The 22,924-nt window shown below is 62.4% G+C and carries 22 protein-coding genes; 14 read left to right on the top strand and 8 right to left on the bottom strand.

The window, feature by feature from the left end; genetic code table 11:
* Positions 1-53 precede the first annotated feature (53 nt).
* On the bottom strand, positions 54-647 hold the full coding sequence (locus tag LAN64_05055) for a TIGR00730 family Rossman fold protein (GenBank protein ID MBZ5567205.1): 594 nt from the start codon (positions 645-647) through the stop codon (positions 54-56).
* Positions 648-1,040: 393 nt separating this feature from the next.
* Between LAN64_05055 and rplU the strand changes: the two genes are divergently transcribed.
* From rplU to msrA, 9 genes are all read left to right on the top strand, one after another.
* Positions 1,041-1,520, top strand: a complete 480-nt coding sequence (rplU, locus tag LAN64_05050) for a 50S ribosomal protein L21 (GenBank protein ID MBZ5567204.1) — start codon at positions 1,041-1,043, stop codon at positions 1,518-1,520.
* A 113-nt stretch (positions 1,521-1,633) separates the two neighbouring features.
* Entirely contained in the window at positions 1,634-1,894 is a 261-nt protein-coding gene (gene rpmA / locus LAN64_05045) for a 50S ribosomal protein L27 (GenBank protein MBZ5567203.1), read from the top strand.
* 145 nt (positions 1,895-2,039) lie between these two features.
* Positions 2,040-3,107, top strand: coding sequence for a GTPase ObgE (obgE, locus tag LAN64_05040; GenBank protein MBZ5567202.1), 1,068 nt, complete (start codon positions 2,040-2,042; stop codon positions 3,105-3,107).
* 449 nt (positions 3,108-3,556) lie between these two features.
* Complete coding sequence (nadD, locus tag LAN64_05035; GenBank protein MBZ5567201.1) at positions 3,557-4,297, top strand: nicotinate (nicotinamide) nucleotide adenylyltransferase; 741 nt, start codon at positions 3,557-3,559, stop codon at positions 4,295-4,297.
* 87 nt (positions 4,298-4,384) lie between these two features.
* Positions 4,385-4,831: a ribosome silencing factor gene (rsfS, locus tag LAN64_05030; protein ID MBZ5567200.1), complete on the top strand. Its 447-nt coding sequence runs from the start codon at positions 4,385-4,387 to the stop codon at positions 4,829-4,831.
* A gap of 187 nt (positions 4,832-5,018) precedes the next feature.
* On the top strand, positions 5,019-6,272 hold the full coding sequence (locus tag LAN64_05025; protein MBZ5567199.1) for an ABC transporter permease: 1,254 nt from the start codon (positions 5,019-5,021) through the stop codon (positions 6,270-6,272).
* Positions 6,273-6,396: 124 nt separating this feature from the next.
* Positions 6,397-7,662 carry an ABC transporter permease gene (locus LAN64_05020; GenBank protein ID MBZ5567198.1) on the top strand — a complete coding sequence of 422 codons (1,266 nt, stop codon included), beginning with the start codon at positions 6,397-6,399 and terminating at the stop codon, positions 7,660-7,662.
* A gap of 146 nt (positions 7,663-7,808) precedes the next feature.
* Complete coding sequence (locus tag LAN64_05015; protein ID MBZ5567197.1) at positions 7,809-8,297, top strand: Spy/CpxP family protein refolding chaperone; 489 nt, start codon at positions 7,809-7,811, stop codon at positions 8,295-8,297.
* A 189-nt stretch (positions 8,298-8,486) separates the two neighbouring features.
* Complete coding sequence (gene msrA, locus LAN64_05010; GenBank protein ID MBZ5567196.1) at positions 8,487-9,023, top strand: peptide-methionine (S)-S-oxide reductase MsrA; 537 nt, start codon at positions 8,487-8,489, stop codon at positions 9,021-9,023.
* A 116-nt stretch (positions 9,024-9,139) separates the two neighbouring features.
* Here msrA and LAN64_05005 read toward each other — a convergent pair whose 3' ends face one another.
* Complete coding sequence (locus LAN64_05005) at positions 9,140-9,691, bottom strand: hypothetical protein (protein ID MBZ5567195.1); 552 nt, start codon at positions 9,689-9,691, stop codon at positions 9,140-9,142.
* Between the two features lie 316 nt (positions 9,692-10,007).
* Here LAN64_05005 and hemE point away from each other — a divergent pair, with 316 nt between their 5' ends.
* The 3 genes from hemE to hemG all read left to right on the top strand — a co-directional run bounded on the left by hemE (position 10,008) and on the right by hemG (position 13,722).
* Positions 10,008-11,084, top strand: coding sequence for a uroporphyrinogen decarboxylase (gene hemE, locus LAN64_05000; GenBank protein ID MBZ5567194.1), 1,077 nt, complete (start codon positions 10,008-10,010; stop codon positions 11,082-11,084).
* Between the two features lie 135 nt (positions 11,085-11,219).
* Entirely contained in the window at positions 11,220-12,182 is a 963-nt protein-coding gene (gene hemH, locus LAN64_04995; GenBank protein ID MBZ5567193.1) for a ferrochelatase, read from the top strand.
* Between the two features lie 76 nt (positions 12,183-12,258).
* Complete coding sequence (hemG, locus tag LAN64_04990) at positions 12,259-13,722, top strand: protoporphyrinogen oxidase (GenBank protein MBZ5567192.1); 1,464 nt, start codon at positions 12,259-12,261, stop codon at positions 13,720-13,722.
* A gap of 37 nt (positions 13,723-13,759) precedes the next feature.
* Here the strand turns inward: hemG and LAN64_04985 are convergent, their stop codons facing one another.
* Together LAN64_04985 and LAN64_04980 are read right to left on the bottom strand one after the other, a co-directional pair.
* Complete coding sequence (locus LAN64_04985; protein MBZ5567191.1) at positions 13,760-14,353, bottom strand: hypothetical protein; 594 nt, start codon at positions 14,351-14,353, stop codon at positions 13,760-13,762.
* On the bottom strand, positions 14,350-15,555 hold the full coding sequence (locus LAN64_04980) for a PASTA domain-containing protein (GenBank protein MBZ5567190.1): 1,206 nt from the start codon (positions 15,553-15,555) through the stop codon (positions 14,350-14,352). The genes LAN64_04985 and LAN64_04980 overlap by 4 nt, the downstream gene beginning before the upstream one ends.
* A 657-nt stretch (positions 15,556-16,212) precedes the next feature.
* Here LAN64_04980 and LAN64_04975 point away from each other — a divergent pair.
* Both LAN64_04975 and LAN64_04970 read left to right on the top strand, forming a co-directional pair.
* Positions 16,213-17,022 (top strand): cytidylate kinase family protein, encoded by an 810-nt coding sequence (locus LAN64_04975; GenBank protein MBZ5567189.1) that lies wholly within the window; start codon positions 16,213-16,215, stop codon positions 17,020-17,022.
* A 59-nt stretch (positions 17,023-17,081) separates the two neighbouring features.
* Positions 17,082-17,840 carry a hypothetical protein gene (locus LAN64_04970; protein ID MBZ5567188.1) on the top strand — a complete coding sequence of 253 codons (759 nt, stop codon included), beginning with the start codon at positions 17,082-17,084 and terminating at the stop codon, positions 17,838-17,840.
* A 27-nt stretch (positions 17,841-17,867) separates the two neighbouring features.
* Here LAN64_04970 and LAN64_04965 read toward each other — a convergent pair whose 3' ends face one another.
* From LAN64_04965 to LAN64_04950, 4 genes are all read right to left on the bottom strand, one after another.
* Complete coding sequence (locus LAN64_04965) at positions 17,868-19,070, bottom strand: class I SAM-dependent rRNA methyltransferase (GenBank protein ID MBZ5567187.1); 1,203 nt, start codon at positions 19,068-19,070, stop codon at positions 17,868-17,870.
* A complete protein-coding gene (locus LAN64_04960; GenBank protein ID MBZ5567186.1) occupies positions 19,063-20,115 on the bottom strand; it encodes a tetratricopeptide repeat protein in 1,053 nt (350 codons plus the stop codon). The genes LAN64_04965 and LAN64_04960 overlap by 8 nt, the downstream gene beginning before the upstream one ends.
* Before the next feature lie 21 nt (positions 20,116-20,136).
* On the bottom strand, positions 20,137-20,904 hold the full coding sequence (locus LAN64_04955) for a hypothetical protein (protein MBZ5567185.1): 768 nt from the start codon (positions 20,902-20,904) through the stop codon (positions 20,137-20,139).
* A 139-nt stretch (positions 20,905-21,043) separates the two neighbouring features.
* Entirely contained in the window at positions 21,044-22,783 is a 1,740-nt protein-coding gene (locus tag LAN64_04950) for a VWA domain-containing protein (GenBank protein MBZ5567184.1), read from the bottom strand.
* Positions 22,784-22,924 lie beyond the last annotated feature (141 nt).

The raw sequence follows: 22,924 nt of genomic DNA, 5'->3' as shown, positions 1-22,924 counted from the left end.
GAGAGTCGGCAAAACGGAAGCGTACATAATACCGCCTTGAATTCGACAATTTGTCATTTCGTCAATTTCTCGCGGTCCGTCCACTTCGCCGGCAGCGACGGCGGCTGGTACTGGTCCATGTAATCGAGCGCGCTGCGCACGTCGGGCGCAAATTCGTACATGGCACGGTACGCCGGCTTGGCGAAGCGTTTCTCGTACATGTGCTCGAACAGCGACGTCAGGGGATCGTAATATCCGTCCGGGTTGATGAATACCACCGGCTTGGTGTGCTGCCGGAGCTGTTTGAGCGTGATGACCTCCAGCACCTCTTCCAGGGTGCCGAAACCGCCGGGCAGTGCCAGAAACGCGTCCGCGCGCGCCTCCATGGTGGCTTTGCGCTGGCGCACGTCCATGGTGACGATCAGTTCGTCGGCAGCTTCGTACGCCAGGCCGCGGTCGGCAATGAACTTGGGAATCACCCCGACAACCTTACCGCCGCCGCGCTGCACCGCGCGCGCCACCGCCCCCATCAGCCCGACATTGGTTCCGCCGTACACCAGGCCGTGTCCGCGGCGGGCGATCTCGGCGCCGAGTTCCTCCGCGAGCGCGAAAAACGACGCATCCACGGCGTCGCTGGACGAGCTGAAAACACAAATGTTCCTGGCCATCGAGTTTGTGCCCTGCCGCGATTCTTGGCCTATTCCCCCCGGCACGCAATCGTTTTCTGGTTCTTAAGAAAACCATCACTCTGCTGCTGGCCGCCGCCGCTCCCACCGCATCGCACAACGCGCTGGAAACGATCTCATTTTTTGCCGGCCAGCTCGCTACTGCGTTTCTCACTCGAACACCTCAAACGCGCGAGCGGATACGATGTGGGTGGGCTCTCCCATCTCTGGGGTTTCGTTGACGGCTTCTTCTCCGACGCGCTAAAATCTATTGGTTTGCCTGTACTGCCGGGCCCCGTCAGGGGTTGCCGCCGCCGTCCTGGCGGATGGAAGCAGAGCACGCAAGGTTCATGGGCCGCGGGCGCTGGGGCGCCGGGCTGTCTTGATGGAGGCTTTATGTACGCGGTCATCCGCGCCGGGGGAAAGCAGTACCGGGTCGCTCCTGGAGACGTCATCCGGGTGGAGAAACTCAACGGCGATCAGCAGCAGGTGGAATTCGGCGACGTGCTCGCCGTCTCCGCCAACCAGGGCGAGTTGGGCAAGCCGCAGGGCGAAGCCCGCGTGGTCGGCCAGGTGGTGGCCCAGGTCAAGGGCGACAAGGTGCTGGTCTTCCACTACAAGCGCAAAAAGCAATACAAGAAGCTCAATGGACATCGCCAGCAGTACACGGCGGTGCGCATCACCGAGATTGCTTTTGATGGGCAGAGCTTTAAGGCTCCCAAGCCGACGGCGGTAGCTTCCACGAAGAATGCGGACGCGGAGGAGCACGCGTCGGGCGCTGGCACTGGAGCAGAAACCAAGACCGCGCGTCATGGTGGCAGCTCGAAGAAGACGGCTCCGGAGTCCAAGGGCGGCTCTTCTCCGCAAAAGAAGTAGCTTCGAGTTTCTCGTTTCTGGTTTCTAGTTGGCGGTCTGCCGCTGGAGCTGAAACCGAAACTCGGCGCCGCGATCTAGAAACTGAAACCTGAAACTGGAAACTGGATCTTGTTATGGCTCACAAAAAAGGATTAGGCAGTTCACGCAACGGCCGCGACTCGAATTCGCAGCGGCTGGGAGTCAAAGTGTTCGGCGGGCAGACCGTGCCCGGCGGCTCGATCATCGTCCGCCAGCGCGGCACGCGCATCAAGCCCGGCCTCAACGTCGGCCGCGGCAAGGACGACACCCTCTTCGCCAAGATCACTGGCAAAGTGAAGTTCGTGGACAAGGGCGGCTCGGGCAAGTTCGTGCTCGTGGAGCCGGCGGAAGCGTAATCAGCTATCAGCCGTCAGCCATCAGCTCTGCGCGGTGTGGCGCCGGCATTGGCATCGCTCACAATTACAGGCACGGCAGCGCCGTGCCTTTTGCTTTCGGGCGAGCGATGATCGACTGAAAACTGCTAGCTGACAGCCGATAACTATGTTCATCGACGAAGCCAAAATTCAGGTCAAAGCCGGCAACGGCGGCAACGGCTGCATGGCCTTCCGCCGCGAGAAGTTCGTGCCCCGCGGCGGACCCTCCGGCGGCGACGGTGGCCACGGCGGCGACGTCATCATGGAATCCAGCGAGCGCCACAACACGCTCGTCCACTTCCGCTTCAATCCCGAATACAAGGCCGAGCGCGGGCGCCACGGCGAGGGCTCCAACAAGACCGGCCGCGAAGGCGCCGATGTTGTGCTCAAAGTGCCGGTCGGAACCATCGTGTACGACGAGGCCAGCGGCGAGCGCCTGCACGACTTCTCTCATGCCGACGACCGCATCGTGATCGCGCGTGGCGGGCGCGGCGGGCGCGGCAACGCGCGCTTTGCCACCTCCACCCACCAGGCGCCGCGCGAGTGCGAAGCCGGATTTCCGGGCGAGGAGCGCACCCTGCGCCTGGAACTCAAGCTGCTCGCCGATGTCGGGTTGGTCGGATACCCGAACGCCGGCAAGTCCACCCTGATCTCGCGCCTCTCGGCGGCGCGTCCGAAGATTGCCGACTATCCGTTCACCACCCTGGAACCGAACCTGGGCGTCGTCGTGGTAGGCGCGGAGCCGAACGAAATCAGCTTCGTGGTTGCCGACATCCCCGGCCTGATCGAGGGCGCGCACACCGGCGCCGGCCTGGGCACGCAATTCCTGCGGCACATCGAGCGCACGCGCCTGCTGGTGCACCTGGTGGACGTCTCCGACTCCAACGGCCGCCCCGACCCGGTGAAGGATTACGAAGTCATCACCAAGGAACTCTCCAGCTTCGGCGCCGGACTGGAGCAAAAGCCGGTGCTGGTGGCAGCGTCGAAGATGGATGTCGTGAACAAGGATAAGCTGGCGAAGCTGCGCCGCTACTGCAAGAAGCACACCTTGCCGCTCTATCCCATCTCCGCGGTGACCGGCGAGGGTATCGCCAAGCTGACCCACGCCATCGCCAACAGTGTCATGGAGGTGCGCAAGGCCGAACTTGCTGCCGCTGCAGAGCCGCCGCCCAACGCCGAGACGATCGCGAGGTAGTTGTTAGTAGTTAGTAGCTGAGGGATGGTCTGATCAACCCCGGATTTTGAAGGGGACGGCCTTCAGGTCGTCCGTAAATGCTGTACAAAGGGTACGGCTTTAGCCGCTGAGGGACCGGCGATGCGCTTGTTCAGAGCTTCCCTAGTAGTTAGCAGTCAGTAGTTAGAGCGTGTTTCAAGAATCGTTCTCTGCCTTCCGGCGATCTCAGCAAGTGCCTTGGAATCAGGCCTCCAAGGTGCCCCGGCATCAAAGTCGTTACTATTTGAAACACGCTCCTAGGAGTTGGCGCGGTTCGCTTAGCGGCTGTGCGGTTGGTGGGGGCAACAGGTACATGGGTTAGCAACGTGGCATGTCCTCTTCCCACTTGCAACTTCCGACGCGACAGACGACACTTCGACCGAGGCGAGCCAACTACCAGTTACCAACGACTAGCTACGAACTACTGTTTCATGAACGTTGCCCTTTTCGGCGGAACCTTCGATCCGGTACATCGCGGCCATCTCGCGGTGGCGCGCGCGGCGCAGACAGCCCACCAACTCGGCCGCGTTTATTTTGTTCCTGCCGACCTCCAGCCGCTCAAGCAGGGCCAGCCGGTGACGCCCTTTTACCATCGCTACGCCATGTTGGCGCTCGCCACGCGTGCCGAGAAGACATTCATCCCCTCGCTGCTGGAAGCCCCGGGCGAAGACGGCCGCCGCACGCCCAGTTTCACCATTGATACTGTGCGACGCTTCCGCGCCTCGCTGCCCAAAAGCGACCGTCTGTTTTTCCTCCTCGGCATTGATTCCTTCCTGACCATCGCCAAGTGGCGAGAGCCGGAGGCGCTGTTGCGCGAAGTTGAGTTTATTGTGGCCAGCCGCCCGGGATTTTCGCTCGCCGACATCGCCGGCGCGCTGCCCGCATCCCTGCGCCCCAGGAACGCCGTTGCCAAGCCGTTCCAACATCAGCCTGCGAGCGGTGACCTCGCGCTCGGCGGCGTCACGCTGCACCTCCTCGCCGGCCTTAAGGATAAAGCTTCCGCCACCGAGATTCGCGGTTCGGTTTCCCGCCGCCGCGGCGTCTCGCGTTTCCTGGATGAGGCGGTCGCTGCCTACATCGCCAAGATGCATCTGTACAAGTCATCCGCGCCGCGCGCCCGGCGTGCCGCTCCGGCGCGGAGAAAGGTGGCCTCCATACGCGACCGCCAATAGCCGTGCCCCCATCCCGCAGGGCTCCTGCATCCGCCGTACCTCCGTGTTTCCGTGGTCAATTCATCACCCTGGTCTGGCAGAGGTTCCATGCCTAAGAAAAACGCATTGCAGCGCCAGGTCGCTGACGCCATCGCCGCCGCCGAGGAAAAAAAGGCGGAAGACCTCACCGTCCTCCAACTCGACAAGGCCGCCGGCGGCTTCACCGACTATTTCGTCATCTGCTCCGGCAGCAACCCCAGGCAGATTCAAGCCATCTCCGATGAGGTCGAGCAGAGACTTTCGCACGCCGGGCTGCGGCCCGCCCACGTCGAGGGCTACAAGCAAGCTGAGTGGGTCCTGCTGGACTACGTGGACTTCGTGGTCCACGTCTTCTCGCAGAAGGCGAGAAATTTCTACAACCTGGAGCGGCTTTGGAAGTCGGCAAAACAGTTGACGCCCGGGGAGCTGCGAGCGGCTCCCCGGAAACGCGCGCGCGCGAAAGCCTCTGCACCGAGCCGCGCTCATCGTGCGCGCAGCCGCGCTCGCAAAGCCTAGAAACACGCGCGGTCGCCACGCGGCGGAATCCACGCCTGGATCGGCGCCCGGAGCTGGCAGGCCCTTGCAAATCCGTCCCTGAAGGCGGCCGCTTTTCTCGGAACTTCCCTTCCAGTTGACTCGTAGCTACACCCTGGCGCTTAATGTTTTTGAGGAGTCCTTTCGGGGTGAGGTCCGTCTAACGCTCATGAAATTCAGCCGAACCTCCAGCTTCCGCGAGCCGGTCGTCATTGCGCTGGAAAGCCTGTGGTCGCACAAGCTGCGCTCGTTTCTCACCTTGCTGGGCGTGATCATCGCCGTCACCGCCCTCATCGGGGTGATATCGGCGGTCAACGGTCTCAATACCTACGTCGCTGAGCGCCTCGCCAACTTCGGCGTCAACGTCTTTTACGTTGCCCGCTACCCCATCATCACTAACGCCAAGGATTTCCTGGAAGCGCGCCGTCATAACCGCAAGCTCGACCTCGACGACTTCGGCTACCTCCGCGATCACATGGTTCTGGCCGAAGACGTCGGCGCCCAAGACTGGCGCAACAAGGACGTGCGCTCCGGCAACCAGAACATCGACGACGTCACCGTCCGCGGCGCCACCGCCAACATCATTGACGTCACCACCGACAAGGTCGCCCGTGGCCGCTTTTTCTCGGAAACCGAGTACCAGCACCGCGCCAACGTCGCCGTCATCGGCAACGATCTCGAAGAGCGCTTCTTCCGCACCGTGGACGCGCTGGGCAAAACGATCGTTGTCGGCGGCGTGCCCTTTGAGGTAGTCGGTGTCGCCGAGAAAAACGGCACCGCCTTCGGCCAGAGCCAGGACAATTTTGTTTACGTTCCCCTGACCACCGTCTTGAAGGTCTGGGGCCAGGAAGGACCCGACTCGCAGGGATTGTGGGTGGCGGTCAAGTCCAGTTCCCCGGGCGTGATGGAGGAGGCCAAGGGTCAGGCCCGCGCCTTCATGCGCGCGCGCCGCCACCAGGATTTCAACGAGAAGGACGCCTTCGGCATCATCTCCAGCGAATCCGTCACCGGCCTTTGGAACCAGATTTTCGGCGGCCTGGCCAACGCTTCCATTGGCATCGTTTCCATCTTCCTGGTCATCGGTGGCGTCGTCATCATGAACATCATGCTGGCGACCGTAACCGAGCGTACCCACGAGATCGGCCTGCGCAAGTCCGTCGGCGCGCGCAAGCGCGACATCATGATGCAGTTTGTGGTCGAGTCCTCGGTGATGGCCGCCATGGGTGGCTTGTTCGGCGTCCTGCTCGCCGTGGTAGTCACCACAATCGTTCGCGGCCTGACCGCCATGCCGATGCGCACGCCGCTCGGCGTTGTGTTCTTCGCGCTGGCCGTGTCCACCGTCGTAGGATTATTTTTCGGCCTCTGGCCCGCCATCAAGGCCGCCAAGCTCGACCCCGTGGTCGCGCTGCGGGCGGAGCTATAGTAGTTGACGAGTTGTAGCGGTTTTAGGATTGAAGTTTCCGCTTTGAAGGGGCGCGGCTTCAGCCGCGCCGTTCTGGGCCAAGATTTTCGCGGCTTTAGCCGCTGAGGGAAGTGGTCGTTACCCTATGCCCCTGATGGCTACATCGAAGCGTCAGAGCCTGCTTGAGAACATCCTCATGGCGCTGGATACGCTGCGCACCAACAAGCTGCGCTCCGCCCTCACCCTCATCAGCATCATGGTCGCGGTGGCTACCCTGATCGCCGTGGTCGCGCTCCTCATGGGCTTGGACCGCAACATCCAGGAATCCATCCAGGGCTACGGCACCAACACTGCCTTTTTCTCCCATCTGCCCACCGGCCCGCACTTCGGCCGCCTCAGCAAGGAAGAGCGCATGCGCAAGCCGCTCAGCTACGACGACTATCTCGCGGTCCGCGATTCCTGCACCGCCTGCGTCCACGTTACCGTGTCTCTGTTCAATGACCAGCAACTCAACACCGCGCGCTACAAGGGCGAGGAGGTTACCGGCCTCGATTTTCGCGGTGCCACCGGCGAGTTCTTCTCGGTTTACGCCAACGCCGTTGTCGCCCAGGGACGCCCCTTCACCGAGGCGGAGAACCTCCACCACCGCGAGGTCGCCGTCATCGGTGAAGATGTCGCCACCGGTCTCTACCCCGGCATGAATCCCATCGGCAAGCCGGTCAGCGTCGGCGGTCATGAGTTCGAGGTCGTCGGCGTCTTCGAGAAACCTCGGGGTGGCCTCGGCGGCCCCGATAACAGCGACCGCCGCCTGGTGATTCCCTACTGGTCGTTCCGGAAGCTCTATCCCGGCGCGAAATTTCACGGCATCCGCATCGAGGCCGGCAACAACCGCCTCGATGTCGCCGTTGACCAGACCCGCGTCGCCCTCCGCCGCACCCGCCGCGTCATGTACGACAAGCCCGACGACTTTAGCTTTGCCACTTCCGAGTCCCTCATCCGCGACTTCCACAACATCGTCGGCATGGTTGCCCTGGCCATCATCGTGATCGCCTCCGTCGGCATGATGATCGGCGGCGTCGGTGTCATGAACATCATGCTCGTCTCCGTCACCGAGCGCACCCGCGAGATCGGCGTGCGCAAGGCGATGGGCGCGCGACGACGCGATATCATCTGGCAATTCCTCACCGAAGCCATGGTGCTGGCCGCCACCGGCGGCCTGGTCGGCATTGCCGTCGGCTACCTCGTCAGCGGTACCGTTCACATGGTTGTGCCTTCCCTGCCCACTTTCGTGCCCATCTGGGCGGTGCTGTCCAGTTTCACCGTCGCCACCAGCGTTGGCCTTTTCTTCGGCATGTACCCCGCCGTCAAAGCCGCTCGCCTCGACCCCGTCGTCGCCCTCCGCTATGAATAGCCCCATCGCGTCCTTGGCCCCGCTCCACAACTTTCCCCGCTTCTCAGTGTTTATTTGAAGACAAGTGTGGAACCCACACATCCAATAATCCACGCCTTCGCAGCGGCTTTAACTCTTCCGCACGGGCAAGTTCAAAAGGAGTACAGATGATCAAAGCACGCACCGCATTTGCCATCGCCATTCTGCTCGCGGTTCTGCTGCCGCTCACCATGATGGCGCAGACCGAAGCCCCTCCCCCCCAGGGACAGGGCCAGGGTATGGGCGAGCACCACGGCCACATGGGGCGCATGGGCGAACCCAGCGGGCAGGCCCACCTCGACCACCTTTCCCGCATGTTGAGCCTCACCGACGAGCAGAAAGCCAAGGTCAAGCCGATCCTGGACGACGTCGGCGCCCAGGCGCTGAAGATTCGCCAGGACACTTCGCTGTCGCCGCAGGATCGCATGGCCAAGATGCGCGACCTGCACGAGAAAGCCATGACGCAGGTCCGCGGCATTCTCACCCCTGAGCAGCAGACGAAACTCGATCAGATGCAGAACCACGAGGGCATGGGCCACGGCAAGGGCATGGGCCACGGCCAAGGCATGGGTCCCAAGGACCAAGGCCAACAACAGACACCACCCCCGCAGCAATAACTGACGCTCTGCCGCGATACCAACTTAATGCTGCAGGCCCCGGCGCCCTCGCCGGGGCTTCGCTTTGCAGTGACCACTGACGACTGCGGCGGCGGCCCTCGACCGTCGCGCCGGTTTCATCGACAATCGGCAATGGTTTTGCTTTCCCTGAAGCCTGTAGCCTGCAGCCTTCTCCCGCATCTAATGGCCATGCCCGAACCGCAAACAGCCGTCTTTGGCGGTGGATGCTTCTGGTGCCTGGAAGCGGTCTTCGCCCGCGTCACCGGCGTAACCTCAGTCGAGTCCGGCTACATGGGCGGACGCCGCGAAAATCCCACCTACCAGCAGGTTTGCTCCGGCGCTACCGGACACGTGGAAGTAGTGCGCGTGACCTTTGACCCCGACCAGGTTAGCTACCGCGAGCTGCTCGACGTCTTCTTCACCATCCACGACCCCACCACGCTCAACCGCCAGGGCAACGACGTCGGCACGCAGTATCGCTCCGTAATCTTCTATGCCAACGAGCACCAGCGCCGCCAGAGCGAAGAAGTGATTGGCGAACTCAACGCCGCGCACGCCTTCTCCAGCCCGATCGTCACCGCCGTCGAGCCCGCCGGGACTTTTTACCTCGCCGAGCTATACCACCAGCAGTACTACGCCGCCAACTCCTCGGCGCCCTACTGCCAGTACGTCGTCGCCCCCAAGCTCAAGAAGTTTGAACAGAAATTCGCCAAGAAAATGACGTAGCGTGTGGCCCTCGCGGGTATGGCATGGTCTTGTAGGCCCCCGGCAAATCAAAAAATCGCGGGCTCGATGCCCGCGATTCCTGTCTTTACTCGCAACTCACAACCCGCAACTGGGAACTAACGGCGATACCCTCCGCCGTTATACCCGCGATCATAGCCGGCGCGGAAGCCGTCCTGGTATGCCCGCTTGTACGCCATTTCGCTGCCGTACGAAGAGTTGTATCCGTTGTGCCCGTTCCGGTAGGTGGCGCTGTACGTCGGCCGGAAGCTGTGGCCGTTGTTGCGGTCCGACTGCCCGTATCCGACCCCTTCCCGGAAGCCGTTATTGTAGGCGATGGTCTGCGCGTTGTTGTTGCCAGGGCCGTTTGGACCTCTGCCGTACGTCCCATTGGGGGTGCGGTATGGGCCCGGCGCACCGCCGCCATCCCGGCCATAGCCGGCGCGATATCCGTTCAAGTACGCCTGTCCGTTGTTATGAGGATGCCAGCCGCGCCCATGTTCCCGGTCATAGCGCCCGTCCTGCACTCCTCTGTCGTAGGGGACGTCCGAATGGCCCAGGTAGTGCCACCCGTCGCTCTGTCCCCACGGCGAACCTTGCGCCAAGCTGGCCCCGCTCATCAGGAAAAATACCGCCACTGCTAAGACCACCGTCATCATTCTGGATCTCATATCCACCTCCGTCCTGTGGGATGCGATTGCCGGCCCTGCAGGGAAAATCCCTTTCGACCAAGTGGCTGACATTGGTAACACACCTGCGCCACCTTTGTTGCGATGCTCCCTAAGCGCCCCGGCCCGGCGTTTACCAAACTGAGACACTAGTCCCCGAACTCCGGGCTGTCAAACGACAAGGTCTGTCGGACTTTCGGTTCAGTAGCTTATGTGGCACCTCTCTCGCTTTCACGACGACCGCATTACCAATTACCGCAACCGCTCTTGCCATCGACCATCGACCATCGGCCATCGACTGAGTTACATTGATTGGCTCATGTCTGCCCCCGACTCCCACTTCGTCCGCGCCTGCAAGGGCCAGCCGACGCCGCTCACGCCTGTCTGGTTTATGCGCCAGGCCGGACGTTACATGGCCGAGTACCGCGAGGTCCGCCGCCGCCACTCCATCGTCGAAATTTGCAAGACCCCCAACCTTGCCGCCCAGGTCGCCATCGAGGCCGCGGAAATCCTCGGCGTGGACGCGGCCATCGTCTTCGCCGACCTGCTGCTCCCCCTGGAAGTCATGGGCATTCCTTTCCACTTCCAGGCGGGCGAAGGCCCGGTCATTGAGAAGCCGGTGCGCACCGCCGCCGACGTGCACGCGCTCCGCGTTGACTTCTCCGCCGACCTTAACTATGTCGCCGACTCCGTCCGCCTGGTCGCCCAGCATTTCGGCGCCAAGCTGCCCGTCATCGGCTTTTGCGGCGCGCCTTTCACCCTCGCCAGCTACATGATCGAGGGCGGCGGCTCGCGCAACTACGTCGAAACCAAAAGGCTGATGTACCGTTCCACCGAAGCCTGGAACGAGATGATGTCCAAGCTCATCTCCGTGCTCGGCGACTACGTCATCGAGCAGGCCCGCGCCGGCGCCGACGTGGTGCAGATCTTCGATTCCTGGGTCGGCTGCCTCAGCCCCGCCGACTATCGCCGCTTCGTGCTGCCGCGCACCACCGAACTGGTGCAGCGCGTCAAGCACGCCGGCGTGCCGGTCATTTACTTCGGCACCGAGACCGCCACCCTGCTCCCGGCGATGAAGGAAACCGGCGCCGACGTTATCGGCGTCGACTGGCGCATCCCGCTCGATGCCGCCTGGAAGAGCCTCGGCCCGCGCAGCGCCGTGCAGGGCAATCTGGATCCCGTCGTGCTCTTCGCCAACAAGAGGGAAATCCACGCCCAGGCGGAAGACGTGCTCCAGCGCGCCGGCGGACGGCCGGGCCACATCTTCAATCTCGGCCACGGCATCCTGCCCGATACGCCCGTGGACCACGTCAAGGACCTCTGCGACTTCGTGCACCACTACTCCGCCAGGTACGCCACCGCCGCTAAGGTCGAATGGTTCGGGGAAGCGCAATGATGGTGGAAACGCCGGGCTTTAGCCCGGCGAAGAGCGCACCTTATTTATGATTTGTCATTCCGAGGGCTCGGTCGGTCACGGCTTCAGCCGTGACCGAGGCGCGAAGCGCCGAAGCCCCGAGGAACCTGCTTTCGCATGACGGAACCGAGAAAATCCGCCGTTCTCCTCCTCGCCCACGGCAGCCCCGACTCGCCCGACGAGGTTCCCGAATTCCTGCGCAACATCGCCGGTCGCCCGCTTCCGCCCAACGTCGTCGAAGAAGTCAAACACCGCTACTCCCTCATCGGCCACTCGCCGCTGACGGAAATCACCATGAAGCAGGCCGAAGCCGTGCAACGCGAGTTGGAGCGCGTTCGCCCTCGAACGCGGGTGTACGTCGGCATGCGCAACTGGAAGCCGTTCATCGCCGACACGGTCCAGCAAATGTCCGCCGACGGCATTGCGCACGCCGTCATCATCTGCCTCGCGCCACAGAACTCGCGCACCAGCGTCGGACTCTACCAGCGCGCGCTGGGCGAATCCACGCCATTCTCCGTCGACTTCGTCGAGAACTGGCACGATCACCCTTTGCTCATCCGCGCCTTTGCCGAGAAGTTGCAGCCAGGCTGGAAGCGCGCCTGCGAAGAAATCGGCGCGCGTCTGCCCATCGTCTTCACCGCCCACAGCGTGCCCACGCGCACCATCGAGGAGGGCGATCCCTACGAGCGGCAGGCGAAAGAGACGGCCGAAATGGTCGCCATGGATGTGCCTTCGCTCGCCAATGATGACTGGACCTTTGCCTTCCAGAGCCAGGGTATGTCGGGCGGCGTGTGGCTGGGGCCGACGGTCGAGGACACGATTCTTTTGCTCCAACAGAAAGGCCATCGTGGCGTTTTCATCCAGCCTATCGGGTTCGTCTGCGACCACGTCGAGGTGCTCTACGACATTGACATCGCATTCAAGCAGTTCGCCGAACAGCGCGGCATGAGGTTATGGCGCGCCGAGTCGCTGAACGATTCGCCCACGTTCTGCGCCGCCATCGCCGACGTCGCCCGCTCGCGCCTGGAGCAACCGGGAGAACCGACGAAACCGCTGGTGCAGATAAAATCAGATCAGTAACTGCGCGTCGTAGCCCGTAGCCGGTAATCGGTAGTTCCGGGCCGGGCTACCGACTACGAACTACCGACTACGAGCCATGAAGCGCATTGCCATCATCGGCGGCGGGACCAGCGGCCTCAGCGCCGCCATCACCCTGGAGCGCGCCCGCGCTGGCGGCGCCGAACTCGACTACGCCATTTTCGAGGAAGCGCCGCGCCTCGGTGGCGTGCTCGTCACCGAGCGCATTGACGACTGCCTGGTCGAAGCCGGGCCCGATTCCTTTCTCACCGAAAAATCCTGGGGCAGCGATTTCGTGCGCGCGCTTGGCCTCGGCGATCAGCTCATTGGCTCCAATGATCCCGACCGCATCACTTACATCCTGGTCAAAGGCCGGCTGGTGCCCATTCCCGACGGCCTGATGTTCATGGTGCCGACCAGGATCGCGCCCATCCTCTCCACGCCGCTGTTTTCCTGGCGCGCCAAGCTGCGCTTCGCACGCGAGTATTTTCAAGAACCGCATTCGGGTGGCCCACCCTTGTCCCACCCGGGGTTGGCGGGACAGGGTGGGGAAGTTCCTGACGAAACCGTCGCCGAGATGGTCGAGCGACACTTCGGCCCCGAGATGGTCGAGCGCCTGGCCGACCCACTGCTGGCCGGGGTTTACGGCGGATCGGCCGCCGACCTCAGCGCCGCCGCTGTGCTTCCACGCTTTGTCGAGATGGAGCAGCGCTACGGCTCGCTCAGCCGCGGCATGTTGCAGGCCCGCAAGCAACGCGAAAAGGTGGCCAGTACCGGCCAGGGCAGCGCGCGCGCTGCACCGCGTCCGCTGTTTACCTCGCTGAAGGGCGGCATGCAGCAACTGGTGGACGCCATCGTGCCGCAGCTGGCGCCGGGCGCCGCGCGTATCGGGAATCGAGTCGTCGCCGTCGGGCGCTCCCGCGGCAAGTGGATGGTCGCGCCCGAGCAGGGCTCGCCCGAGGAATTCGACGCCGTCATCATGGCGCTGCCTGCCAACGCCGCCGGGCGCCTGCTGCAAAAAATCAGCGAGCCGCTCAGCGAGGAGTTGCAGCGCATCCCCTACAGCTCCTCGATCGTGGTTGTCTGCGGCTACGACAAGCGCGATCTCGCCTCCGTGCCTCCGGGTTTCGGATTTCTCGTGCCCCGCAGCGAGCGCCGACGCATCCTCGCCTGCACTTTCGTGCATGTGAAATTTCCGCATCGCGCCCCGCCCGACCGCGGACTGGTGCGCTGCTTCATCGGCGGCTGGGGCAACGAGTCGGTGCTCAACCTTCCCGACGGCGAAATCCTGGCCGCCGTCCGCAAGGACCTGCGCGAGATCGTCGGCATGACCGCCATTCCGCGCTTTGCCCGCGTCTATCGCTGGCGTGGCGCCATGGCCCAGTACGTTCGCGGCCACCTGGCCCGCGTGCGGCGTATCGAGGAATTGCGCGCTACCATCCCGGGCCTGCAATTGGCGGGCAACGCCTATCGCGGCATCGGCGTTCCCGACTGCATCGCGAGTGGCCAGGCGGCAGCGAAACATCTTCTGACGAACTCCTGAGAAACGGAACCGGCACGAACCGCAAGCCACTCGAAGCCTAAATCTGAATGCCGTCTCCGAGCGCCAATGTTCCTGGGAGCAGAATGGGCTGGAATTCCTTTCGCGTCAGTTCTACTGGGCCGAGAGAGATGGACCCACTGCCGCGTAACGAACCGGATTGAACTGATTTGATCTTCCCGCTCTGTATACTCAAAATCAACTCTGTCACTTCCAAGTTCAGCTGAATATCGAAAGTCACCCGATGCTTTGTCCCGCGAAACACAATCTCCAAGCAGGGTTGGTGCTTGGAGGTGAAAGTGTGTTCGTGCATGGGAACGGATGCAACTTCCTCGGGCGGGTGTTTTGCCGTGTCTCGATATTCCGAGATTTCCCGGTATTTCTGCCAAACACTTTGCAGGATGTCCGACAGGTGGGTCTGAAAGAGTTCCAGCGACCTCGTTCCCAGGGAACCGATAAAGGATTGCCATGGGAAGTAGCTCAGCTCCGCGAGCACAGCCGCCTGCAATGGCGCCAACGCGCCGCTTGTCACGATTGCAGCCGCTGCGGCGGCACCGAAGCTCGAAGGCGCAAGTTCAAACAGGTCCGCCAAGCTGATTGCGCGACCGGTTTCGCTGCCTGCTGACTGGCTCATGAGCGGCCGCCCCCGGCAGTAGTCAAAAGGGACTGCGTCCCTCTGGATGCAACGGCTCGGACCAGGATCACATCCTCGGTATCAACGGGTGATGCAGGTACGGCCTGCTGACGCCCAACGTCGGTTTCAAGGTGAATTATCATTTCGTCTCGCAAGCGCCTTATGCGTTTCTTTCTCACGATAGAGCGAGCGGCTGCAGCCAGTGCCACAGCGGCCCCTCCTGCGAATACAGGCCCGTATCGATGATCGCGGGAATCGGATGGACGAGCAGGGGAGTCCGATGATGCGCTCGCGGGCGCCATGACAACGGAAAAGCTTGCGGTCGCAACGGTCTGGTCTCCGACTCTGACTGCTACCGCAACCGTGTGAGGTTCGCGGCTGCTGAACATGTGAGTTGTTTCTGGACTACTTTGGCTACCGTCCTGCACGCCATCAAAGGAAAACTGGTACGTCAGGCCTTGGGAAGCTGGGTCTAGAGCAGCCCGTACGGTGACCGATTGTCCCGGTTCCGGGTTGACTGGATCCACGCTTAATCGCACGTCGTAGTCCCGGACATTAATGTCCCGCTCACTGGTGACCTTCATCTCCCCACTGGAATCGGTTGCGGTAACAGTTATGGAGTGAGGGCCTGCTGTGCTGTAGCGATAGCTGGCCGTCCGCTCGGGACTTGGCTCACTTGGTTCCGACCCATCGCCCCACGAAAACGAATAGAGCGCACCGGGTCGAGGCGGTTCAAGGAATGCTTCAGCCACGACAGTGTCAAATACCGCTGGTGTTGGAGGATCTGCTGTGACTGTCAGTCGGTCAGGAACGACAAAGACTTCAACCTGAGTACCGCGATCGACCCAGCTCTCGGGCTCAGGCGTTTGATTAGCAACCGTTCCTGGCTGCCCACTACCAGGCGCCGCAGACTGAAATGCCATTCCCAGGTCTGCGCCGCGCAATCGTTCGCTTGCAACGGCGGGGGTCTCCCCGATCACCCGTGGCACCCGTACTCGCTGCGCGTCAAAATAAACTCGGACCAGTGCGCCAATGTTGACCGGGTTGCCTTCCGGCGGATCCGAATGAGTGATCAAGGTCCCGCTGCTATTCTCGACTACGCATTCGCAGCGCAATCTCATCTGTTCCAAGATTGCGGAGGCTTCGTTGCACGTTTTTCCCGAAAGAGGGGGGACTTTGCGGCCAACAAACTGCTGTGCCATCTTCGCAGAGGTCTTCGGCGCAATTTTTTGGTCTTTTCGCTGGCTCCAGCAAAGCGAAACTGCAAGACAAAGCAAGGCAACAACAAGTCTGGACCTGCGCCAATGGAGTGAACCACACATTAGTTCGACTCCTCGTCGAGACTCGCCACTTAGATGGTCGATCTGGGAAAAGTCCAGTGGTGGCAGCCGATGGAACGACACTATAAATGAGATGGAGCCAGTGTCAACAGGCGCTGGCGCACCCTTCAAGGAACGCTGGAATGGCGGATTTCAGCTTAAAGAGATTTGCATCGGCCAGAAAGACAAGGACGCATCCGGAGGCGAGATTTCCCACTATCCGCAAGGCTTCGCCCCCACAGTCCGGCACGCCACGGTTACCGTGCCGGTTCCACGGTATGCCGTACGTATGTTGTTGATTCCACATAGCAGGGGGGAGGGGGGTACTCGATTGACAAAATTTGTCACTGGGTCGGAGCGAAGTAGCCTTTGCGCGCCCTCACCCACCACGCACCTGCTGCCAACCGCTTCCAGGGCAGTGAATCTGGCACGCACGCGCAACGGTGAGGTTCATCACCGCTTTGGCAGGCCAGGAGTGATAGTCATCAGTCTTGTGATCGCCGCCGTGCAGCCGCGGCGTGCGGACTGAAGGAGGCGCCCGTGGCAATCATCACTATCTCAAGAGGATCGTTTAGTGGCGGCAAGATGCTGGCCGAAGCTCTCGCCCGCAGGCTTGGCTACCGCTACATTGATCGCGACCATGTAATCCGCAAGGCGGCGGAATGGGGCGTGTCGCAGGACGACCTGCGAATGGCGATTGATAAGCCGCCCAGCTTTCTCGGCCAGTCGCAGCACACCAAGTACATTTACCTGGCCTTCATCCAGGCGGCACTGGCCGAGGACGTCCGGCATGGCGACGCCATCTACCACGGTCTCGCCGGACATCTGCTGCTCGGCAAGGGACTGCACATCCTGCGCACGCGGATTATTGCGCCCATGGAGTTTCGCATCGCCAAGGTGCAGGAGCGGGGGAAGTTCAACCGTAAGCAAGCCATCGCCTACATCGAAGCCATCGACGACGACCGGCGCAAGTGGACGCGCTTCCTCTACGGCGTGGATTGGGCCGACCCGTCGCTCTACGACCTGGTGCTCAACCTGGAGCAGATAGGCTTGGAAGAAGCCTGCGAGGCCATCTGCGTGCTGGCGGAGTCGAACTGCTTTCAGCCCACGGCCGAAACCCAGGCCGCGATCGAGAACCTTGCGCTGGCCAGTTGCGTCAAGGCCAACCTGGCGATGAATCCGGCCGCTTGTGACCTGCAATTCGAGGTCGTGGCGCGCGCTGGCTCGGTGTCTCTCAAGGGAGACGTTGACACCCCTGGACAGGCCAAGAAGATCCGCGCCTTCGTGGAGGCCATCCCCGGCGTGACGGAGGTCAACCTGGAGCAACTGACGCTGGCGACAAGGATTTGAAGTTCCTCCGCTCCGCATCTCCCGGCTAGAATTGGGGTTCTTAGCTGTGGGGTAAACCGATGAAACGGCTTTTTCCGCTCGCCGTAGTGTTTCTGCTGGTGTCGTTCGCCGCCGCGCAACATGAACCCATGTCCGCCGGCGCCGCCGAACAGAAGCCGGCGCAATCGCAATCCGAAGAAGGCATGGACCACGCCATGCACGCCATGTCGAGCCGCCACATGGACATGGGCCCGCACATGAAGATGACCGAGATGCGGCCGCTGCGCCCGGGCGATCAGCAGCGCGCCGATCAGATCGTGCAGGCGGCCAAAGACGTCATGCGCCGCTACGCCGACTATCACGACGCGCTGGCCGACGGCTTCCGCATCTTCCTGCCCAACCGGAAGCAGAAGATGTATCACTTCACCAACGGCTGGTACGCCATGGAAGCGGCCTTCGGTCTGAACCCGGAGCATCCGACCTCGCTGCTGTACGAGAAAACCGCCGACGGCGGCTACAAGCTGCTCGGCGTGATGTACACCGCGCCCGCGCGAGTGAACGCGGACGATCTGGACGCGCGCGTCCCGCTGAGCATCGCGCGCTGGCACGAGCACGTCAATTTCTGCGCCGCGCCCAAGGGCCGCGAGCGCGAGTACTTCGGACCCAACGCCAAGTTTGGCTTGCTCGGCTCCATCACCACCGAGCAGGAATGCACCGCGGTGGGCGGCAGATTCCGTCCGCAGATTTTCGGCTGGATGGTGCACGTCTATCCCAGCGGGAAGACGCCGGAGGCCATCTGGTCGGTGGAGCGGCAGATGGAGCATCGCCACGGTGAATGATATTTCCCGGCTACCAGCGGCGGCGGCTCAAACCGTGAGGATCACGCATTTCAGGTAAGCGGTTTCGGGGATGGCGAGCAGCACGGGATGGTCCTTGGCCTGGCCGCGTCTTGCGATAATTTTCGGCGACTGGCGAGCGTCGAACGCCGCGGAGCGCAGCATCTCCAGAAAATCTTCTTCGCCGACGTGGAATGAGCAGGAGCAGGTGACGAGCGCGCCGCCGGGACGCAGCATCTTCAGCGCCCGCAGGTTCAGCTCCTTGTAACCGCGCAGGGCGGTGGGAAGCGCCTTGCGTGATCTCGCGAAGGCCGGCGGATCCAGCACGATGGTGTCGTACTGGCGGCCGGCGGTGGCGTAGTCCTTGAGCAGGTCGAAGCCGTTGGCCTCGATCCATTCGATCTCACGGCCGCCGTGCTCGCCGGCGTTCAGTTTTTCGTTCTGCTCGGCGATTTCCAGCGCCGGACGCGAACTGTCCACGGCGGTGACGTGCGAGCAGACGCGCGCCAGGTGAAGGGAGAACCCGCCCTGGTAGCAGAACATGTCGAGGGCCTCGCCGCGCGCGAACTGAGCGGCAGCGGCGTAGTTCTCGCGCTGATCGAGGAAGGCGCCCGTCTTTTGTCCCGCCAGCGCGTGCAATTGGAAGCGCACGCCGTTCATGGCGATAATGGTGTTGGTTCTTTCCCCGTGACACAAACCTTCCTCGCGCGGCAGCAAGTGTTCCAATCGGCGAATGCGGGGGTCGACGCGCTCGACCACCGCGGCCGGGCGCAACGCTTCGAGCAGGGTCTGCAAGACGGCAGCGCGAATGTCGTCGCGGTCCATGGCCTGGGTGAGCACCTGAAAGCTGAGGATGTCGTTGTAGCGATCCACGATCAGTCCGGGCAGGCCGTCGCTTTCGCTGAAGACGAGACGGCATGCATCGCTGTCCCGGACAATGCGCTCGCGATAGGCAATCGCGGCGAGCAGACGTTGGCGGAGCAATTCGACCAAGCCGGCGGGTTCGAGGCGCTCGCCCGACAGCATGCGCACCGCGATCTGCGAGGAACTGCTGTAGAGCGCGGTGCCAAGGTATTTTCCGGCTTCATCCTGCACGCGGACCAGCGAACCGGGAGCAACCTGGTCGTGGCCGACCAGGTCGGAACGGTATACCCAGACGTGGCCGTGGCGGATGCGCGCCGCGGCTCGCCAGTTCACGCTCAGAACAGGTGTGGACAAGGCTCTCTCAAGGATGCGGCGCGGCGACTCCAAACCGGTTGTTGGCCGCCAGACGATCGAGCGCTCTGCGCGCAGCGGCGGCACGGGGACTCTCGGGATCCTCTTGCAGGAACAACTCGTACTCCGCGCTTGCACGTTGGGGATGGTTCTGCTTCTCCAAGGCGACGGCGGCAATCAAGTGCACCACCGCGTAGTGCTCGTGCGGAGCGGAATGCACGCGGCGGACGTTGGCAATGGCCTCGTCATATTTGCCGGTGGCTACATCGCAATCGGAGAGGATGGTAAGGGCCTCGACATTGTTGGGGTCGAGGGCGAGCGTTTTGTTCATCAGCCTGGCCGCCTCTTCGAAATTCCGCTCGATCAGGTATACGCGGCCGAGGTTGACATAAGCGTAGCCGGTGGAGTCATTGAGGTCAGCGGCCTTTTGAAACATCGTCTGCGCCTTCGGCCAGTCCTTGAGTTTCATGGCAATGAAGCCGAGGTTGTTGTAGGCGGCGGCGTACTGCGGATAAATCGAGACCGCTTTGTTGAGATGCCCGGTTGCCTTCTTCCAATCTTCCTCCTGCATGGCCTGGCCGGCTTTTCTTAGCTCTTCCCGTGCCTTGTTCGGCACGTTGAGGTCCTGGGCGGAGACCGGACCCTGTCGGCTGCCCCTACTCTGCTTGCTGTTGGTTCCCGCCAGCGACCTCATCTGCACGTGCACGAACTGCACGGCGGCGGCGAACGGAGGCACATTGAAGCTCATGGTCGTGGCCTCCTCAATATTGCTTCCGCTGACGCGCAGAATGTAACTGCCGGGCGCGATGCTGCGAAACTCCGCTATGCCGTCGCGCGAGAAAGTTTCCGCGACCGGCGTGGCGCCGTCGGTCCTGAGCAACTGCACGCGCATGACATCATCGACCGACCGCTCGTTCTCCCTCACGACGTGCACCTGGAGCGAGGATATCTGTTGCTGGGTGTTGGGAAGGCCGGAAGGGGACGTGCCGGCGCCTCCGGGGCCGCGACGTTGTGCCGCAGCGAACAAGGTGAGAAGGAATACGAGAACGGTAATGCGGACCATGGGACACCCCTGCTGGTGAACTTAAGCGTTCGTGGGGCCTGCTTCCGCCGGGACCGCCGCTTCTTCCTTGGCGTGCTGGACGTCGCGCGCGGGGTCGTACCAGAGGATACGATGACAGGAGTCGCAGATGATGAACTGCTCGTTGGTACGAACGTCGTTGTAGACCTGCGGCCGCAGCATGACCTGGCAGGCCGAGCACTTGTGGTCCGCCGCTTCGGCGAGGGCGCTGCCGCGCAGCTTGAGAACGCGATCGTAGTGGCGCAGGGCGTCGGGAGAGATGGCGGCGCGCACGTGGTCGCGCTTCGACTTCCACTCCGCCATTTCCTTTTCGGCGATGTCGGTGCGTAACCGCGCTTCCGTCTTTTCTTTCTCGATTTCCGCGGTTTCGGCCTTCAACTCGGCTTCCGCTTTCTTCAGATCCTTCTCCAGCGATTCGGCCGCCACCATGCCTTCCAGTATCTTGTCTTCCGCCTCGCGGACATGCTGCTGGGCAAATTCGACCTCGGAGGTGAAGGCTTTGTACTCCTGGTTGGTCTTGACGGCGAGCATCTGGTCGCGGTACTTGGAGATTTTCTGCTGCAGGTCCTGGATCTGGGTCTCGAACTTGCGCCGGGCGACTTCTCCGGCCTTGATGGCGGCGACCGCCTTTTCCTTGCGCCCCCTGGAGTCGGCGAGCTTGGCCTCGATGACCGCAACCCGGCGCGGGAGGGAGGCGATCTCCTGCGAAAGGCGGGCACTCTCGCGGTCAGCCGCCTGCAGCTCTTTCAGATTGTGCAAGTCTGGGTTCATCCCCGACTGGTTCCGATCTGTTGAAAATTGTAGCACGCCGCGCGGTGCAAGTTTGGTTGCGAACACGAGGAATGGGGAGGAAACGCGTACTGCAGGGCATCTTCCTCGCCCTGTTCGAAATACCGCGCCAGTCAGTCGCTCAGTCCACCTTGAGAGGGGCGGTGAGGCTGCCTATCCGTGCCGTAAAGTTGTCGCGGACGACGAACTTTGCCGTGTACTCACCAGGAAGCAAGCGAATGTAATTGAGGTAGGTTACGCCTCCCGAGTCGATCCTGGTCACCGCCTCCGGATCGACGCCCTGGCTGAGGCCCTGGCCGATGCTCGCCACCTCTTTTCCGTCCATGGTGCGGACGACGGCAAGGAAATCCATGCTGATGCGGTCGCCCTTGCTGGTGTCGACCTGCGTTTTCCCGGGTGGCACGAAGAGGGAGAAAAACACCTTCCTCGTGCCCTTCTCGCGCTCAGTTCTTACCCAAGTCGCGGTGAGGGGCAGGCCCGTGAAAGCAAGCGGGGAATCCAGTGCCATGCGCTCGTCGAGGAGTTGGGCTTCCTCGGGGTCGCGCAGCGTCAGATCGAAGTAGTACCCGGAACGGTGTCGGATCTGGACGCCTTTGCGCCGTACCTTGACCGCGATCTTGCGCCAACCCAGGGTGCTAGAGTCGTTGCTGTAGTAGCTGACGAGGTAAAACTGTGTCTCGTCCTGGTCAGCACGGGCGAGCAGCCCACTCACATCATTGCGGTTGTAAAAGGCTTCGCCACCGGTCATTTCCGCGATCTTCAGCATGGCGGCGTGCTTGGCCACCACTGGATCGCTGTAAACGCCGGCCGCAACCGCCTCCAGGGTCCGGCTCTTCTCCGGCACCGTGCCGGTAGTCGGTGGCCCCTCGGCGACCGGCGGCACATAGTCCTTGTAATTTGCGGTAACGTTGGTTGCCAGTCCGGTCACGTCAATCGGATAGATGGTAATGTTGGCGTCCTGCAACAGGCGCATGGTGCGCTGCCAATCGTCCGGCGTGGGACCGCGGCTGGCGGCCCCAGTGACGTTGGCGAAGCTGGCGGGAAATCCGGTCGAAGCCCAGATCAGCGCCTTACGCCCCTGCACGGCGGAAAAGTAGTGTGCCACTTGCTGGAAATTCAGCAACGTCGCCAGGGCGGCATCGTTCTGCCTGCCGATATCGACCTTGGCCTGCGCGGTTTGCGCATCCACGGCGAAGCTGGTCAAGTCGGTGTCGTCCGCCAAGGTCGCATGGGAAGGATCGGTGGACAGATTGCTGCGCGAGGAATCCCTCTCGAAGAGCTTGGCCAACAACACCCCTTCGTCGTCCACGTGCGAAGTCCGCGTGTCCGCGACCGACAGCTCGCCCTGCAGTTGGCCGATGGCCGCTGTCAGGACGGCGGTGTCGCTGGTAAAATCGTGAACAATCCGGGCGCCCCCGCGGCCCATGGTGAGCACCGCGACCAGCGCGTTCTTGTCCACCGCCTTGGAGAGAAAATCGAGGATGCCGCGGCGCGCCTTAACCCGGTCGTCGAATGGCGTGTTCAGCAGGTCCAAGGCGATGATCTCCATCTTGCGGGGCGTGTGCTCCATCACCTGATTGCTGAAGGTGTTCGGCGGTGGCGCCACACGCTGTACCGGCGCTGCTTGCGCAACCACTTCTTCGAAGGCAGCGACCTTCTGCCCTCTTCCGTTCTCCTGGATTTGGAAGTCGTCGCGCCTGAGATGGGAAACGGGATGGCCGTGGTCGAGCACCACCACCGGCACAACCACGAGGTTGGTTTGCGCGGCAAAGGTCGGCGCCTGGTCCCGCTGGGGGCCGCGCTGCTGCGCCGCCACCATCATCGCGAAAACCATGAGGACACAGACTCGCGGAACTGGCATACGGTTATCCTCGGCGGGCGGCCTGCGGGTGCGCCGCCAGCAACAACCTGGGACCCCGCGGAGCATTGTACCTTCTGGAAGTGTCCTAATTTGCCGTTCTGTTCATTGAATAGGGCGATGCCATTCCAAATCAGGAACACC

It is taken from the genome of Terriglobia bacterium, assembly GCA_020073185.1.
Classification (GTDB): Bacteria; Acidobacteriota; Terriglobia; order Terriglobales; family Acidobacteriaceae; genus JAIQGF01.
Note: the sequence above shows the minus strand (reverse complement) of the source record. Positions and strands in the feature narration are given on the sequence as shown.